We start from the raw sequence: 17,028 nt of genomic DNA on the forward strand, positions 1-17,028 counted from the left end.
TGGGTTGTAGTGGTGCGAGCGTAGGTGAGAGAGCTAGAATCTAGGGCTTTGGGGCGATATTATAGCAGAAGCTAATCCCAGATATGCTACAATTCGCGCTTGTTGATTGTGCGTGAAAGTATGGCTATCCTGGTAATCACATACAGAAAACTTGAACTTTATAGCACATTTATATGCAAGGATCTATATGTTGGATTTTGGGTTTATCTGGTCGCACATTGGGCTATTTGAAAAAAGCCTGATTCTAACCCTTGAAATTTCTCTCTATGGCATAGCACTTGCGCTGCTTATTGGGCTTATGTGCGCATGCGTGCTGGTAGAGATTTCACGCATAGATTTTAGCGACAAGCACTCTCGCCCAAGCACCCATATACGCATGGTATTGACACTTACTAAATGGCTTATTACAAGCTATGTCGAGATCTCGCGCAATACTCCGCTTCTTATCCAGCTGTTTTTTCTCTATTTCGCGTTGCCAAAGCTTGGAATCGTGCTAGAAGCATTCACCTGTGCGGTGATTGGGCTGGCATTCCTAGGCGGAGGCTATATGTGCGAGAGCTTCCGCGCTGGGCTTAGTAGCATTAGCAAATCCCAAGTAGAATCTGCACTAAGCATTGGGCTCTCTAGATTCTCTATTTTGCGCTATGTGGTGCTACCACAGGGCTTTGGCATAGCGCTACCCTCAATCAATGCCAATATCATATTTCTCATCAAAGAAACCTCTGTCGTAGGTGTGCTAGCCCTAGCTGATGTGCTCTACACAAGCAAAGATATTATCGATCTTTATGGTAAAACTTATGAAGCGCTTGCCATGCTGCTGCTTATGTATATGATTGTGCTACTGCCTATTTCTCTAGGGGCAAGTGCGCTAGAATCCAGCCTGCGCAAGAAGCTCTAATCTCAAAACACATGAAAACCCAAGCATAAAGGAATATCGTGGAAGTCCTACTACAAGGCAACAATCTCATGCGACTCCTACAGGGTGTAGGCATGAGCTTTTCTATCGCGCTTATTTCAATTGCTTGCTCGATTGTCATTGGCACAATTGTAGGGCTACTCATGACTACGCGCTCTAGCCTTGTGCGCCTCCTATGCAGAATCTATCTAGAGTCTGTGCGGCTTATCCCTATCCTAGCACTCCTGTATGTGTGCTATTTTGGGCTACCCCAAATCCTACAAATTAGCATTAGCAATGTCGCAGTCGCGGTGCTAGTTTTTAGTTTCTGGGGTGGTGCGGAAATGGCAGATCTCGTGCGAGGCGCACTTACAAGCGTGTCTAGGCACTATAAAGAGTCTGCCCTATCTCTTGGACTAAGCCCGCTTAAAGTGCAGATTTTTATCGTTCTCCCAATTGCCAATAAGCGTCTGCTCCCAGGTCTCATCAATCTCTTCACTCGTATGATTAAAACCACTGCATTGCTGCTTTTCATAGGGATTGCAGACATGCTTCAAGTCGGGCGACAAATCATCGAGGTAAATCGTGCGATCCCCACTGCGGCATTTGCCGTCTATGGCGCGTTGCTGCTTGGATATTTTGCGATGTGCTTTCCACTAAGTGCGCTTGCCAAATCCCTAGAAAAGCGCGCCAAAGCCTAGAATCTAGCCAGAATCTACCACATAAGGATACACATGTCCCCAATTCTTCGCATTACCAATCTCATCAAATCCTATGACAATCATCGCGTGCTTGATGGCATTAGCCTAAGCCTACACAAAGGTGAGGTGCTAACCCTACTAGGTCCTAGCGGCTGTGGTAAATCTACCCTACTACGCTGTATCAATGCCCTAGAATCCACCCAAGGCGGCGAAATCTACCTAGAATCTACTCAAATCAACAAAAAAGGCGTGAATCTCACCAAAGTGCGCCAAGAAATTGGCATGGTCTTCCAAAACTATGAGCTTTTCCCGCACCTAAGCGTAGAGGAAAATATCATGCTAGGACCACTCAAAGTGCAAAAACGAGCCACCAAAGAAGTGCGCGAGCAAGCCTATACCCTGCTAAAACGCGTAGGACTAGAATCTAAAGCTAGCGCCTACCCCAAATCTCTAAGTGGTGGGCAAAAGCAGCGCGTGGCGATTGTGCGTGCGCTTTGTATGAATCCCAAAATCATGCTATTTGATGAGATTACCGCCTCGCTTGACCCAGAAATGGTGCGCGAAGTGCTCGATGTGGTGCTCGAGCTTGCAGATTCTGGTATGACAATGATGATTGTAACGCATGAAATGGGCTTTGCAAAGGCTGTGAGCGATAGGATTGTATTTTTGGATTCTGGCAAGATTGTGCAAGATGATACACCCGATGAGTTTTTCACTAATCCAAAAACCGATCGAGCGCGCAATTTTTTACAAACCTTTAGCTTCAAGTCCAAGCGCCACAATACCCACCACGACTATTAGTCTAGAATCTGCTTTTTAGATTCTATGCCAGGATTGCTATTTGTAAGTGCCATTTACCAAACCTCGCTATAATTCCCGCGCCTTTAAGGCAGCAGCAGGTTGGTTACCCCTCCAATCCAACCGCTGCTTAGGCTATCGCACCCCCTCCAGCGATAGCCTTTCTCTCTCATTTTTCCCTAGACTACATGGAGATTCCCACAAGATTATCTCACAACCTCTATTGTTTCATTTAATCCATTATTTAAACTAATTTTGCTAGGATACGCGCAAGCAAGGGCATAAAATCTCAATCTCCACAGGATAAAGGATAGTGATATGCTAGAAGTCCTAATGATAGAAGACGATGTCGAGCTCGCCGAGATTCTAAGCGAGTATCTCTCCCAGCACGATATCCATGTAACAAGCTACGATGAGCCTTACACTGGTATGAGCGCGATCAATGCCAAGCATTTTGATTTACTGCTGCTTGATCTTACACTGCCCAATCTCGATGGGCTCGAAGTTTGCAAACGAGTCGCAAAGCAAAAAAATATCCCTATCATCATCTCATCTGCCAGAAGCGATGTCGATGACAAGGTGCGGGCATTAGAGAGTGGCGCAGATGACTATCTGCCAAAGCCCTATGACCCTAAAGAGTTACTCGCCAGAATCCAGTCTCTCCTACGCCGCTACAATAGCAAAAGCGCGCGCGATGAAGCCAAGGAAGTCAGCCCGACATTCCGCATAGATCGCAGTAGCCGCGAGATTTATTTCCATGACAAAAAGCTCAATCTCACGCGCGCAGAGTATGAAATCCTGACGCTTCTTATTAGCAAAAAGGGTAATGTCTTCACTCGTGAAGCTATCGCAATAGAATCCGAATCCATAAACCCAGAAAGCTCAAATAAAAGTATCGATGTCATCATCGGGCGTCTGCGCGCAAAAATCGAAGACGACCCCAAAAAGCCAAAGCACATTATCTCTGTGCGTGGCGTGGGCTACAAGCTTGAATTTTGACCATGCGTGATAGATTCTGGCTCACTCTCATTAAACTAGACCACCCAATAACCTAAGCCCAAAATCTCGATGAAATAACAAGAAACATTTGACAAAGCCATGATATGAAGCATTCTATATTTTTTAAAATCTCTATTTTATTTTTGTTTGCCATGGGGAGCTTTTTCGCATTTTCGTTCTATTTTCTTAAGTTCCAGGCTGAGCGCTATGACAATACCAGCGAGCGCGAGAAATACGAGAAAATCAGCATTGTCTTTAACCGCATAATCTCCCAAGAAAACAACCTCGAAACCATACAAAACTACCTAAAAGAAGTAGGCTTTATCCAAATAAATGACAACGCCTTGCGTCAAATCATTATCCAATCCACACCTATCCCTTATGGGGCAGAGGGGATTTTCCTGCGCTCTGTAGAGGTGAAAGATGACTTATTTATCGTGCTTGTGAGTGATGGGGAAGTGTTTTTATACAAAGATTCTATGCGCAATTTTTATGTCAATTACTATCTCATCATTTTGATAGGTTCAGTGATTTTGATCTTGCTTTTTGCACTGGTGGTGCGCTCGCTTTTGCCCATGATCTACCTGCGCAGACAGATTCGTAAGTTTGCCAAAGGTGATTTGCAAGTGGACTGCAGAATCCCACAAAAAGATGAAATCGGCGAGCTTGCAAGCGAATTTCACAAGGCTATCAAGAGAATCGACGCTCTTAACAAATCGCGCACACTATTCCTGCGCTCAATCATGCACGAGCTAAAAACCCCAATCACCAAGGGGAGAATCACTGCCGAAATGGTGCAAAATCCCACACAGAAGCAGCGGCTTGTATCGGTATTTGATAGGCTAAATTTTCTCATTGATGAGTTTGCCAAAATCGAGCAGCTCTCCTCGCATAACTACAATCTCAAAAAAACCGAATTTCCCGTCCAAGATCTCATAAGCTTTGTGCAAAACATGCTTCTAATCGACAAACCAGAATCTAATCCCATTAGCAACAACTGCCCCAATGACCTCATCAAAGCGGATTTTGAGTTGTTTGCCATGTCGGTAAAAAATCTCATTGACAATGCAATTAAATACAGCGAAGATGGCAAAGTCAGCGTAGAATCTAATGGGCGCGATCTCATCATCAAAAACCGCGGCGCACCACTGAAAATGGCATTTGAAGAGTATTTTAAACCCTATTTCAAAGACTCTGCCAAACCAAATTCCCAGGGCTTTGGGCTTGGTATGTATATCATCAAAAACACCCTTGATGCGCAAAATTTCAATATCACTTACACACATAGCGATGGGCTCAATAGCTTTACTATTGAGGGCTGCATTATTGAGAGCTCCTGCCCATTGCCTATCCATCACACTTAAGGAGTCATTATGCCTTGTTTTTCACAGCTAACAGATTTTAAAGAAAAATGCGCCGTAGTGGGCGTGTATAACGCGCCAAATGCCAATGTCCTAGCCTACTATGGACTCTTTGCTATGCAGCACAGAGGGCAAGAAGCCAGCGGCATCGCCACTAGCAACACCCAAAAAATCGCAATCTATAAGAAAAATGGGCTTGTAACCCAAGTCTTTGAGCCAGAGATTTTGGCAAATCTCGTGGGCTTCTCTGCTATCGGGCATAATCGCTACTCCACCGCAGGCGAAGAGAGTATCAACGAGTGTCAGCCTATTTTTGCACGCTATTCCCTTGGCGAAATCGCTATCGCCCACAATGGCAACCTCACCAACGCCAACACCATACGAGAATCGCTCACCAAAGAAGGCTCAATCTTCCAAAGCTACCTTGATACAGAAGTGCTAATCCACCTAATCGCCAAATCCCAAAAATCCACGCTAAGTGAGCGCATTATAGAATCCATCTGCCAAATCGATGGCGCATTTGCCCTAGTGATTCTCTCGCGCACCAAGATGTTTGCTATCCGTGATCCTTATGGCTTGCGCCCTTTAAGCCTAGGCATAATCGAAAATGACGATGGCACGCAGGGCTACATTGTGGCAAGCGAGACAAGTGCTTTTGATCTAGTGGGGGCGCGGTTTGTGCGCGATGTGGAGCCAGGCGAAATGCTAGTCTTTGACAAGCAAGCCACAAACCCCACCTACAAATCCTACCGCTACAAAGCCCCCACGCCCTTCCCCTGTGTCTTTGAGTATGTGTATTTCTCGCGCCCTGATAGCGTGGTATTCTCACGCAATGTCTATGAAGTGCGTAAAAATCTAGGCAGACAGCTAGCAAGAGAGCATACGCTAAAGGCTGATATGGTGATCCCTGTGCCAGACTCTGGTGTGGCAGCGGCGATTGGCTATGCGAAAGAGAGTGGCATAGACTTTGAGCTAGGCATTATCCGCAATCACTATGTCGGGCGGACATTTATCGAGCCAACGCAGCAAGCAAGAGAGCTAAAAGTCAAGCTTAAGCTTAATCCCATAGCCGGACTTATTAAAGACAAAGACATCATCGTCATCGATGATTCTGTGGTGAGGGGGACTACAAGCAAGCAGATTATCAAAATCTTGCGCCAAGCAGGTGCGCGCAAAATCTACTTGCTAGTCTCTGCCCCCCCTACAATCGCGCCTTGCTACTATGGAGTGGATACACCAGAAAAAGAGCAGCTCATCTGTGCCAATCACAGCCCAGAAGAGGTGCGGAGCTTCATCGGCGCGGATTATCTAGGGTTTTTATCCTTAGAGGGCTTACAAAAAAGCATAGAATCTAGCGCGGTAGTAGGCGAAATAAAGCAAGAAAAGCTCTCCTACTGCCAAGCCTGCTTTGATGGCTGCTATGTGGATTCTATCCATAAGCGATAGCGATGCTAGAATCCACTTTTGACTCTGCTCGCTCTTGTAGCCTAGAATCCACTTTTGACCAACCCGCGCCGCAAGCTAGAGAGCTACTCACACTTGGGCGATATTTCAAAGCACGCTTTGGGCAGCGCGTGCGTAAAATCCCCATAACCCTACAGGGCTTCACCTGCCCTAATATCGATGGCACGCTGGCTAGAGGCGGCTGCATTTACTGCTGTAATGAGAGCTTCTCGCCAAGTGCCATAAAGGTGCCAAAAGTGGATTCTAGCCCCACTATGCGCCCACATCTCTCTACAAACCCCTTGCTTCCTAAGCAGCTAAGCCAGCTAGAAGAGCAGTTTTTGTGGCATACAGAATTTCACAGGCGCAAATTTAGCGTGCAAAAATATATGGTGTATTTCCAATCTTATACCAACACCTACGCGCCTTTAGAGACATTGCAAGCACTCTTTAGCAAAGCTTTGAGCTTTGCTAATGTGGTGGGGCTAAGTATCGGCACGCGCGTGGATTGTGTGGATTCTAGGGTGCTTGCAATGCTAGGGGAGTTTGTCAAAAATGGTGCGGAGATTTGGCTGGAGTATGGGGTGCAATCAGTCTTTGATGAGACGCTAAAAAGAATCAACCGCGCCCACACAACTCAAGGGATTAAAGAGCTTTTTGCTGCAACAAGAGCAAGTGGGGTCAAGGTATGTGCGCATCTCATCTATGGGCTACCGGGTGAGAGTAGCGAGATGATGTTACACTCTTTACAAAAGGTGCTTGAGTGGGGGATTGATGGCATTAAAATCCACCCGCTCTATGTCATAGAAGGCACACCGCTAGCGCGTATGTATCACGCTAGCCGCTATATCCCAATCGACTTAGAGTCCTATGCGGATTTAATCATCAAATCTATCCAGCTGCTCCCAGCTGAAGTGGTGATCCACCGCATAAGTGCGAGCGCGCACGAAGAGAGCTTGCTAGCACCGAAGTGGTGCTTTGACAAAAATATCCAAATGCGACTTTTGCGTGAAAGGCTGCTAGAAATTGGGGTGGTGTATTAAGCCTAATAATCCATTTCAAGCAGTCCGCAAATACTATGGATCACAAGAATATGCGCTTCTTGGATTCTAGGGGTGTTATCGCTTGGGATTACGATATTTTCACTTAGCTCATTCATCTTGCCCCCACCTTTGCCACTTAGCCCCACGCAGTAGCAGCCAAGCTTTTGCCCTACTTCAAAGGCTCTAAGCACATTAGCAGAATTCCCACTTGTGCTAATGCCAAAGAGCGCGTCCCCTTTGTGCGCAAGTGCTTCTACTTGGCGAGAAAACACAAACTCAAACCCATAGTCATTGCCAATGGCAGTGAGTGCGGAAGTATCTGTGGTGATAGAAATCCCTGCTAGGGCTTTGCGCTCCTTTTTATATCGCCCACTAAGCTCCGCGGCAAAATGCTGGGCATCTGCTGCGCTGCCACCATTGCCAAAGGCGATGATCTTCCCGCCAGAATCTAGCACAGCCTTAAGCTTTTTGGCGACTTGCTCAATGTGGGCTTTGAGCGTTAGCGTGGCTTGTAGTGTAGCGATACTCTCACTTATTTCGTTATGGATAAAGCTTTGCATTGTTACTCCTTGTGTGATGGTGTGTGTGAGCGGATTTTGTCAATAATGCTTGTGCTAGATCTGCCCTGCACAAATTCTATGAGCTTGACTTCTTTAGCAAACTCACTGCCTACTACTTCCTTGCCTGCATAATCTGCACCCTTTACAAGCACAGCAGGCTTAATGAGCTTAATAAGCTCTAAAGGCGTGTCTTCTTCAAAGATTATGACAAAATCCACGCACTCTAGCGCAGCTAGCACGGCAGCGCGATCATCTTGGGGGATTATGGGGCGATTTTCGCCCTTTAGCCTTTTTACCGAGCTATCGCTGTTGAGCCCTACAATGAGCAAATCCCCAAGCTCTCTTGCCTTTTGCAAGTAGGAGATATGCCCTGCGTGCAGAATATCAAAGCAGCCATTGGTGAAAATGATTGTTTTCTCTCGTAGGCTTTGTAGCAAGGCTCGCACATCACTTTGTGTGATGATCTTAGAGTCTGCATACGCACCATTATGCAAGAAGCTAATAATCTCACTTAGGCTGGCAGTAGCACTGCCGATTTTGCCTATCACCACCGCCGCAGCGGCATTGGCAAAATCGCTTGCTTGATAAATATCAAGCCCACTACTAAGCCCAAAGGCAAGCGCGGCGATCACGGTATCACCTGCGCCTGTTACATCATAGACTTCCTTGGCGATGGTAGGGGATTTGACAAGGCTATCATCTCGCAAAATCGCAATGCCATCTTCACTTAGTGTAACCAAGCAAACATCAAGCTTGCATAGGGCTTGGAGCTTTTTCATCGCAGCTTTTAGGCTTATATCATCAGTGATTTGTGTCTGCGTGGCAAGGCTTGCTTCAAGCTTGTTTGGCGTGAGCAGTGTGGCGTTTTTGTATTTGGCATAATCGCTTCCCTTGGGATCGACAAGCACAAGGCGATTGCAGCTTCTAGCAAGGCTGATGATACGCTTTGTGAAACTTGGAGTAAGCAAGCCCTTGGCATAATCGCTCAAAATAATCGCATCAAAATTATGCAGCTTGTGGCAAAACAGCTCAAAGAGCTCATCTTCTAGCTGCTCTGTGATAGGGGCGGAGTCTTCTCTATCTACGCGCAAAACTTGCTGGTGTGCTGCTAGAATCCTACTTTTTTGCGTGGTGGGGCGAGGGGTGGGGATAATATATGATATATCAATCCCAAGCCGATCTAGCTCGCCAATAAGCCACTTGCCTAAATTATCTTCGCCGATAATCCCGCACATACTCACTCTTGCCCCAAGCGCGCTTAGATTTGCCCCTACATTGCACGCCCCTCCTAGGCGGTTGCTCTCACTTTGGACATTGACCACTTGCACAGGGGCTTCTGGGGAGATTCTATTGCACGATCCCCAGATATAGTGATCGACCATTATGTCCCCTACGACAAGGATTCTAGGTGTTTTGTTGTGGAGTCGTATCATTGCTTATCCTTATGTAGCTTATAAATGCCTTCAATATAGTCAGCTATGCCATCTTCTAAGCTATAAGCTGGGATATAGCCTAAATCTTGCGTGCTTAGTGAAATATCTGCTTGGGTGTGAGTTTGGAAAAATGTGTAAGGGTTTGTGATATATTCTAGTGTGAAGTCGCCTAGGGGTGCTAGATTCTCTCTCTTGCTTAAAGCCCCTAGCTCCTTGCGCAAAATCGCAATGATGTCATTAAAGCTGCGGCTAACTCCAAAGCCCACATTATAAATCCCGCCTTTTTGCGCATTCATCGCTAGCACATTTGCCGCTACCACATCATCGATATAGACAAAGTCCCTCATCTGCTCGCCAAATTCAAAGAGCTTTACACAATTGGATTCTAGTGCTTGCAAGCCAAGCTGCAAAATCATCGAAGCTGTTTTGCCTTTGTAAAATTCTCTCCTGCCATAGACATTGAAGTAGCGTAGCCCCACGATTGGCGCAGTGGGAGAGTCTGCTAGAATCTTGCGCACGCTTATGTCCATAAGCAGCTTTGAGTAGCCATAGATATTTTCTGGGATCTCGCCAGAGCCTATGGTGTTTGGGGCAGGGGTGTTGCCATAAGTGCCTGCTGAGCTTGCATAAATCATCTTCGCGCCCTTTTGTAGCGTGATATGCAGCAGCTCTAAAAATGCGTGGTGATTGGTCTCTATCATTAGCTTTTGATTGCTTACGGTGGTATCGCTTATAGCAGCTTGGTGGAATACATAGTCAAAATGCAGCTCGCGCAATATCTCTAAGCCTTTGGTAATATCAAGGGCTAGCACATCGCCGCTAAAGCCTAGCAGATTTTTAAAATGCCCTAGTGAAGTGGGATTGCCACTTGGGAAGCACTCGCCATCGCGGAATTTATCTAGCACGATGATTTTGGATTCTTTATGGTGGGCTTGGAAATACATCGCAAGTGAGCTGCCGATAAAGCCAGCCCCTCCGGTGATTAAAATACTCTTGCCTGCTAGATTGGGGAGCAGATGCTCTGGGATTTTTGGATTAGGGATAGACATTTTACACTCCTATACAGAAAGAATCGTTTGCATACTCTCGCAAATCGCTAGGGTATTTGGGAGTATGTGGAGATTATCAATAGTGGGGAAACGCTCTTTAGGCAGCTTGCCTACAAGGAGTTTATGGCGGATTCCGCCCGCTTGCCCTGCTTGCATATCAGTGATTTTATCCCCGATGATGAAGCACTCACTAAGCTTTATATCATAGTCCTTTTTTGCTTGGTCTATCATACCAGCCCTAGGCTTGCGGCAGATACAATCCTCCACTTCAATATGTGGGCAGAAATACACACTATCAAAGCCAAAGCCTAGCTTAGATTTTAGCTCCTGCTGCATATAGGCAGTAAGGGCTTTAAAATCCCCTAGTGTATAGTAGCCACGCCCTATGCCACTTTGATTAGTAACAACAAAGAGCAAAAATCCCTGCTCTTTGCAAAAGCGCAGCGCGTCAAAAATCCCCTCATTAAAGATAAAGTCCTCTTGCCTATACACATAGCCTAAGTCTTTGTTGATCACGCCATCTCTATCAAAAAACACCGCCTTTTTCATGCGCGCTCCTTACTTTGGCTCTTTATTAACTACCCTGATTCTCCACATTCCTATCGCGCGATTGTAGTAAGACCTATATAAATATTCCATAAACCAAGCGCAAGCATAGCTATAATACTAAGTAGCATAAATTGCTTTCTATACGCACTAAGCAATCTCCCTAGAATCCCCACTCCAATCATACTAGGCAAACTCCCTAGCCAAAACACCCCCATCACACATACCGCACTAAACACCACGCCAACCCCACCAAAAGCCCCACTAGATAGCCATGGAATCTGCGGAATCTGCCCATTTAGCGTATAAAGCGCGAAAAAATACACCAGCCCACAGGGGAGAAGCCCGTTTAATACGCCAAGCACAAATCCCCCTAGAATCGAGCGCGAGCGTAATGCTGCACTAAATGCCAAGACAAAAAGCGGAAAGCGTTTAATATTTGGCTCAAGAAGAGCTAGAATCTTTGGGAAAAAAGCAAAACACAGCGCATAGCCAATAAGCAGTGCGCCCACGATGAGACTAACAAACTCACGCCAGAAATGATGAAGCGCAAACGCCCGTCCCAGCAGTGCAAACACCACACCCACGCAAATATAGCTACACAACCGCCCGATATGATAGAGCGCATGCGAGAGTATGCGCACATGCGGTAAGCTAGAAAATGCCAGCACAATCCCCCCGCACATTCCCACACAATGCCCCAGCGATAGTGTCAGCGCACTCACAAACACAAGCCATAGCGAAATGAGAAATTGGCTTGCCGGGATCATTGCGATAGATTCTGGTGTAGATTCTAGCACGCCACACCCTGCCCTATCCCGCAAACCTAGCTAGCACTAGAATCTACACCATGCGCTTGACAAGATCGCGCCGATCTAGCCCACGCTTCACGCTTGCTTCAAGCTCTTTTGCGATACTTGGATTTAGGTTACTCATCTCATCAAGAGCTTCGAGCACGAGCTCTGCACGGACATTTGGGTGCTTGCTTAGTGCATAGAGAAAAAAGCGCTTTTGTGTGGTGGTCATATCTAGCTCATCATAGTAGCGAAACAGCCGCCGGACAGCCTGCTCAAGCTGGTCATTATTGCTACTAGAAAACTCCAGCGGCAATAATAGCGTCTCAAATGTGATGATTTCATCTTCATCTTCGGCAGCGCGCGTGGGGGCTGGCTTAGTAAAGCGCGCCACCACGATAATACATGCCAAAATCACAAAAATAAACAAACTCAAATAAAACAGCAACTCTTCCATAGCTTACTCGACTTTTTTGCATATTTTGGTAGAATTTTAGCTTATTTTTCTCATTTTTGTTAGCAATTACGGGCGCAGGATTATTATCTATAGCTCTGCGCCTTGCCAATCCATAAGCGACACAGGATTTATCATGGAAACTTTCGCCAAAGCCCATAGCTCCATGCTCCACGAGCTTGCCCGCACGCATGGCACGCCACTATATATCTATGATATGGAGCGAATCAAGCGCAATTTTCTTAGCTTCAAGCAGGCTTTTAGCGGGCGAAAATCTCTCATCTGCTACGCACTCAAAGCAAATGCTAATCTTAGTATCCTAAAGCTCCTAGCCCAGCTCGGTAGTGGAGCAGACTGCGTATCTATCGGCGAAGTTAGGCGCGCACTGCTAGCTGGAATCCCGCGCTATAAGGTTATATTCTCTGGCGTAGGCAAGCGCGATGATGAGATAGAAGAGGCATTGAGAGAGAATATTTTATTTCTTAATGTTGAGTCATTTGAGGAGCTAAAACGCATAGAATCTATCGCCAAATCGCTCGTGGATTCTCGCACAAATCCCAGCCCAGAATCCACACGCGCTAGAATCTCTATCCGCGTCAATCCAAATATCGATGCCAAAACCCACCCCTACATCTCCACAGGATTACACGAAAATAAATTCGGCGTGGATATCGATACAGCCAAGCAAATGTATCTCTACGCACACAAATCCAGCATGCTTGAGCCTGTGGGGATACATTTCCACATCGGCAGTCAGCTAACAGAGCTCTCGCCACTCATAGAAGCTTCACGCAAAATCGCCAATCTCGCACGCTCGCTTGTCGCCCTTGGGATTAGTCTGCGGTTTTTTGACATTGGCGGGGGGCTTGGAATATGCTATGAAGATGAAAAGCCCATCGATTTATATGCCTATGCACAGGGGATTCTAAGCACGCTTAGTGGCTGTGATTGGACCATTATTTGCGAGCCGGGCAGGAGGATTGTGGGCGATAGTGGGCTACTACTCACACAAGTCATCGGGCAAAAACACACAAGCCAGAAGCGGTTTGTCATCGTAGATGCGGGTATGAATGATCTTATGCGTCCAGCGCTCTATGGCGCATTTCATCAGCCTATTTTGCTTTGCGAAAATGGCGCAGAATCTAGCACTACAAATCCCCTTATGCCCGCTGACATTGTAGGACCGGTTTGTGAGAGTAGCGATGTGTTTTGCAGGGATTTTGCACTACCTGAAATGCAGGGTGGCGAGCTTATAGGCTTTAGCAATGCTGGGGCGTATGGGCACTCCATGTCAAGCACCTATAACGCTCGGTTGCGTCCTGCTGAAGTGGGAATCTATACCGATGAAAATGGTGCGCATGCAAAGCTACTGCGGCGTGCAGAGAGCTTTGCAGAGAGCGTGCAAAACGAGCTTGAAGCACTAGAATCCAATTACCCCAAAACCCTAGAATCCCACTAATGGCATGATCAGCACGCTATATCGCGCGAGCTTACCTAGCGCGATACCAAGCAAAGCGAGCCACTGATGATAGCGAGCAAGCCCAAGGGCTAGCGCAAACACATCGCCCACCACAGGCAAAAACACAAAAAACGCATAGACAAATCCAAGCTTTTGGATTCTGGGGGTGATCGACTCTATGCGTGCGCGAGTTTTGAGGCTAAGCCTAGCAAGCAGCCATGGTGCGCAAAAATACGCCAGATAGTAGCTACTAAAGCTCCCCAGTGCATTACCAGCAGTAGCCACGCAAAGCACGCTTGCCCAGTCATACCCACCCAGCACAAACCCAACGACAAAGGCTTCTGAAGCCAGCGGATATAGTGTGCTAGCGATAAAACACACGGCAAATAGCCCAACTAATCCATATTCCAACAAGCCCCCTTATAACAACAAAATATTTTACAATTTAAGCAAAATCAAAAAAAAAAAAAAAATTTTACAATAAAAAAAAAAACAAAAAAAAAAAAAAAAACGCATAATACAAATCCAACATCAATACAAGGAGCTCAAATGGCTATCTCAAATCAAGGTTCAAACCAACACAAGCCAATCAAGCCACAGGACAATGCAGCCAATATGCAAAATCCTAACAAAGGCACAAGTGGCACAAATAAGCAGTATGACCAAAATCAAGGCAACAGGGGCAAGCAGTTTAACCCAAATCAGCAAAACAAAAAGTAGATTCTAGGAATCTGCCTACCTTGATCTACTAGCCCTAAAGCTCAAAAGGCTTTAAGGCTAGAATCCACTTTTATAAAAGCTATTTTCTGCTAATCATTTTCACCCTATTGTTTCTTTTTTGTCTATTCTATTTTCTTTCCCTAGAATCCACAAAAAATGATCTAAATCTCGTGTGTTTTCATTTTCAAGCCCATAGTGTTTGGCAAACTCATCAATAGCTTGGAGAAATGTATTGTATGTGTCATAGTCCTTAAGCTCTTTGTTTGTGAGCTTTTTTCCATAAAAATTTGTGCCTACTAGCTTACTAGGTATATTAAACTTTGCATTGCTTGTATCACTTTTGCCATTGTTAAAAAACACCAACACTTCACGCACAAAGCTATCATAGATTCTAAAGGCGTTTTGATTGTGGTGGAAGCAGTATTTTGTCGCAAAGGAGTAAGGATTTATGATTATGACTTTGTCTTTGATAGTTTTTTCTAGATTACATTTTGCAATTTGTTTAACAATATCCTTTAATTCATTGTAATTTTGTGGGTTGGCGTTGCGTATTTTTTGGTGGATTTGTTTGTTAGATTCTAGCTCGGCAATATGTTTAGCAACTTTATAAACACCAAATTTTGATCTTGTAAGATTTGTGCTATAAAAGCTATCTAACACAGAAACCTTTAGCAGCACATTTTGCAAAGTCTTGTCTTTTTGTATCTGTTGCGTTTCATCTGCTCTTTCAAAAATATCTTCGCTACTAAAAATATTTTCAATCACCTTTTCTTGCTCTCGGTAGTTTTTGTATATATCGCCTCTCTCATCGCCCTTCTCGTAAAGCTCTAATTTTTTATCATAAAGATCTCTCATCTTTTCGTTATGCCTACTCATCTATCACTCCCCTTGAGACTCCAAATACTCCTCATAACTCCCGCGGAAGTCTATAATTTCCGCACCATTGCCACTAGAATCCACTTTTAGCTCAATGATTCTATTAGCATACGCATCAATTAGCTCCCTATCGTGGCTGACACAAATCACATTTCCGCTAAATTTATACAACGCCTCGCCAAGGGCGATAATGGATTCTAAATCAAGGTGGTTTGTAGGCTCATCAAGCACTAAAAAATTCCCCCCTTCTAGCATAAGTTTGCTTAGCACCATTCTGTGCTTTTCCCCACCGCTTAGGGCGTTTATGGGCTTCTCTTGCTCCTCGCCGCTAAAGAGCATTCGCCCAAGCGCGTTGCGTATCTCGCCACTCTCTTTTTTCTTATCAAAGCCCCTTAGCCACTCATACAAGCTCTCTTCTCCGCTTATTTCTTCGCTCACATTTTGTGGGAAGTAGCCTCTTTGCGTGGTCGCCCCCCATTTGACTAGCCCAGAATCCGCTTTTAACTCTTCTGCCAAAATCTTACACAAAGTGCTTTTACCCACGCCATTTGCCCCGATGATAGCGATTTTATCCCCGGGCAGAATTTTCAAACTCACATTTTTTAGCACGCAGAGATCCCCATAGCTTTTGCTGATATTTTCACACTCTAGGGCTTCGTTGCCAATGGTGCGGTTGGGCTTAAAGACTATGCTAGGGTCTCGCCTAGAGCTAACCGCTAAGGATTCAATATTGAGCTTTTCAAGCTGCTTTTGGCGACTTGTAGCTTGACGCGCCTTACTTGCATTAGCAGAAAATCGTGCGATAAAGGATTCTAGCTCCTCTTTTTCTTTAAGCTTTTTGTTTCGCTCCATTTCCTGCTGCTTGGCGATGAGTGTGGAGGCGATATACCAATCATCATAATTCCCACTAAACTCCCGCACAGAGCCAAAATCCATATCCAAAATATGCGTGCAAACGCTGTTTAAAAAATGCCTATCGTGGCTGATGACGACAAGCGTGCCTTCGTGGCGTTTGAGATTGTCTTCAAGCCACGATATAGAGTGTAAATCAAGGTTGTTTGTAGGCTCATCTAGGAGCAAAATATCAGGCTTGGGGAATAGCACTTGGGCTAGCAAAATCTTAAACTTATCGCCACCGGTTAGGGTTTTCATTAGCTCATTATGACTGCTAGATTCAAAGCCTAGATCTTCTAAAATCTTTTCAATCACCACCTCGCATTCATACATTGGATCTTCTTCAGCGCAAATCATCTCTAGCTCACCTAGCTCGGCATTGATTGTATCATCGCTTAAATCGCCATTTTCATAGAGATATTCTTTGCGTTTTATGGCGTCATATAATCGCTTATTGCCTAGCAGCACCGCATCTTTTAGACTTAGCTCTTCGTAAGCATATTGATCCTGCCCCAAAACGCCCATTTTTAAGCCCTTCTCTATCACCACTTCGCCGCTGCTTGCCTCATACTGCCCACTTAGGATTTTTAGAAAAGTGGATTTTCCCGCACCATTTGCCCCGATAAGCCCATAGCGTTTGCCAGAATCTAGCTTGATATTGACATTTTCAAAGAGCTTTTTTGTCGCATAACGCATTGAAAGATTGATTGTTTGTAGCATTTGTGTCCTTTGTCATGGATTTATGTGGGTAGATTCTCATTCAAAGTTGTGGCGCGATTGTAGCGTAAAATTGCTTTATCAAAATCGCAGAGGATTTTTGGCTATAATCCACTCCATTTACCAATCCCACTTTCAAAGACATCGCCATGACAAATCATAACCACACTGCTAAAAATCGATTAGGGGGGGGGGCAGCAGAGCAGCCCCAAGCTAGAATCTAGCCTAGATTCTAGCTCGCAAGCCCAGAGCCAGCCCCACCCCACAGGGCAAAATCCCTATACAA

The 17,028-nt window shown here is 45.4% G+C and carries 18 protein-coding genes; 9 read left to right on the top strand and 9 right to left on the bottom strand.

The features are described from left to right. Nucleotides 1-187: 187 nt before the first annotated feature. The 7 genes from Q0171_RS02530 (at nt 188) to Q0171_RS02560 (ending at nt 7,240) form a co-directional block, all read left to right on the top strand. The gene (locus Q0171_RS02530; protein WP_299326411.1) at nt 188-898 is read left to right on the top strand and encodes an amino acid ABC transporter permease; all 711 of its coding nucleotides are present in this window, start codon (nt 188-190) and stop codon (nt 896-898) included. Nucleotides 899-936: 38 nt separating this feature from the next. Beyond that, nucleotides 937-1,596, top strand: coding sequence for an amino acid ABC transporter permease (locus Q0171_RS02535; RefSeq protein ID WP_299326414.1), 660 nt, complete (start codon nt 937-939; stop codon nt 1,594-1,596). Nucleotides 1,597-1,629: 33 nt separating this feature from the next. Further along, nucleotides 1,630-2,397, top strand: coding sequence for an amino acid ABC transporter ATP-binding protein (locus Q0171_RS02540; RefSeq protein ID WP_299326416.1), 768 nt, complete (start codon nt 1,630-1,632; stop codon nt 2,395-2,397). A gap of 315 nt (nt 2,398-2,712) precedes the next feature. Then, nucleotides 2,713-3,393, top strand: coding sequence for a response regulator transcription factor (locus tag Q0171_RS02545; RefSeq protein WP_299326419.1), 681 nt, complete (start codon nt 2,713-2,715; stop codon nt 3,391-3,393). A 104-nt stretch (nt 3,394-3,497) separates the two neighbouring features. Beyond that, the gene (locus Q0171_RS02550) at nt 3,498-4,757 is read left to right on the top strand and encodes an ArsS family sensor histidine kinase (protein ID WP_299326422.1); all 1,260 of its coding nucleotides are present in this window, start codon (nt 3,498-3,500) and stop codon (nt 4,755-4,757) included. A gap of 9 nt (nt 4,758-4,766) precedes the next feature. Next, nucleotides 4,767-6,200 (top strand): amidophosphoribosyltransferase, encoded by a 1,434-nt coding sequence (gene purF, locus Q0171_RS02555; RefSeq protein ID WP_299326425.1) that lies wholly within the window; start codon nt 4,767-4,769, stop codon nt 6,198-6,200. Between the two features lie 2 nt (nt 6,201-6,202). Continuing rightward, nucleotides 6,203-7,240 carry a TIGR01212 family radical SAM protein gene (locus Q0171_RS02560; RefSeq protein WP_299326428.1) on the top strand — a complete coding sequence of 346 codons (1,038 nt, stop codon included), beginning with the start codon at nt 6,203-6,205 and terminating at the stop codon, nt 7,238-7,240. Between the two features lie 2 nt (nt 7,241-7,242). Here Q0171_RS02560 and Q0171_RS02565 read toward each other — a convergent pair whose 3' ends face one another. The 6 genes from Q0171_RS02565 to Q0171_RS02590 are packed head-to-tail and all read right to left on the bottom strand — an operon-like array spanning nt 7,243 to nt 12,079. Continuing rightward, complete coding sequence (locus Q0171_RS02565) at nt 7,243-7,800, bottom strand: D-sedoheptulose 7-phosphate isomerase (RefSeq protein ID WP_299326431.1); 558 nt, start codon at nt 7,798-7,800, stop codon at nt 7,243-7,245. 2 nt (nt 7,801-7,802) lie between these two features. Further along, a complete protein-coding gene (gene rfaE1 / locus Q0171_RS02570) occupies nt 7,803-9,233 on the bottom strand; it encodes a D-glycero-beta-D-manno-heptose-7-phosphate kinase (RefSeq protein ID WP_299326434.1) in 1,431 nt (476 codons plus the stop codon). Continuing rightward, complete coding sequence (gene rfaD / locus Q0171_RS02575) at nt 9,230-10,282, bottom strand: ADP-glyceromanno-heptose 6-epimerase (RefSeq protein ID WP_299326437.1); 1,053 nt, start codon at nt 10,280-10,282, stop codon at nt 9,230-9,232. Before rfaD ends, rfaE1 begins: the two co-directional genes overlap by 4 nt. Nucleotides 10,283-10,291: 9 nt before the next feature. Beyond that, nucleotides 10,292-10,831, bottom strand: a complete 540-nt coding sequence (locus Q0171_RS02580) for an HAD family hydrolase (protein ID WP_299326439.1) — start codon at nt 10,829-10,831, stop codon at nt 10,292-10,294. 50 nt (nt 10,832-10,881) lie between these two features. Continuing rightward, a complete protein-coding gene (locus tag Q0171_RS02585) occupies nt 10,882-11,628 on the bottom strand; it encodes a sulfite exporter TauE/SafE family protein (protein WP_299326442.1) in 747 nt (248 codons plus the stop codon). A gap of 43 nt (nt 11,629-11,671) precedes the next feature. Next, nucleotides 11,672-12,079, bottom strand: coding sequence for a hypothetical protein (locus tag Q0171_RS02590; protein WP_299326445.1), 408 nt, complete (start codon nt 12,077-12,079; stop codon nt 11,672-11,674). Nucleotides 12,080-12,212: 133 nt separating this feature from the next. On the opposite strand from Q0171_RS02590, the gene lysA reads away from it, so the two are divergent. Next, complete coding sequence (gene lysA / locus Q0171_RS02595) at nt 12,213-13,535, top strand: diaminopimelate decarboxylase (RefSeq protein ID WP_299326448.1); 1,323 nt, start codon at nt 12,213-12,215, stop codon at nt 13,533-13,535. On the opposite strand, the gene Q0171_RS02600 is transcribed toward lysA, so the two are convergent. Further along, the gene (locus Q0171_RS02600; protein WP_299326451.1) at nt 13,521-13,946 is read right to left on the bottom strand and encodes a DedA family protein; all 426 of its coding nucleotides are present in this window, start codon (nt 13,944-13,946) and stop codon (nt 13,521-13,523) included. The two genes, lysA and Q0171_RS02600, sit on opposite strands and share 15 nt — an antisense overlap. Before the next feature lie 138 nt (nt 13,947-14,084). Between Q0171_RS02600 and Q0171_RS02605 the strand changes: the two genes are divergently transcribed. Further along, nucleotides 14,085-14,255: a hypothetical protein gene (locus tag Q0171_RS02605; protein ID WP_299326453.1), complete on the top strand. Its 171-nt coding sequence runs from the start codon at nt 14,085-14,087 to the stop codon at nt 14,253-14,255. A gap of 99 nt (nt 14,256-14,354) precedes the next feature. Here Q0171_RS02605 and Q0171_RS02610 read toward each other — a convergent pair whose 3' ends face one another. Together Q0171_RS02610 and abc-f are read right to left on the bottom strand one after the other, a co-directional pair. Continuing rightward, entirely contained in the window at nt 14,355-15,131 is a 777-nt protein-coding gene (locus Q0171_RS02610) for a hypothetical protein (protein WP_299326455.1), read from the bottom strand. A 3-nt stretch (nt 15,132-15,134) separates the two neighbouring features. Continuing rightward, nucleotides 15,135-16,745, bottom strand: a complete 1,611-nt coding sequence (abc-f, locus tag Q0171_RS02615; protein ID WP_299326457.1) for a ribosomal protection-like ABC-F family protein — start codon at nt 16,743-16,745, stop codon at nt 15,135-15,137. Nucleotides 16,746-17,028 lie beyond the last annotated feature (283 nt).

Source organism: uncultured Helicobacter sp., from assembly GCF_937906905.1.
Lineage (GTDB): Bacteria > Campylobacterota > Campylobacteria > Campylobacterales > Helicobacteraceae > Helicobacter_B.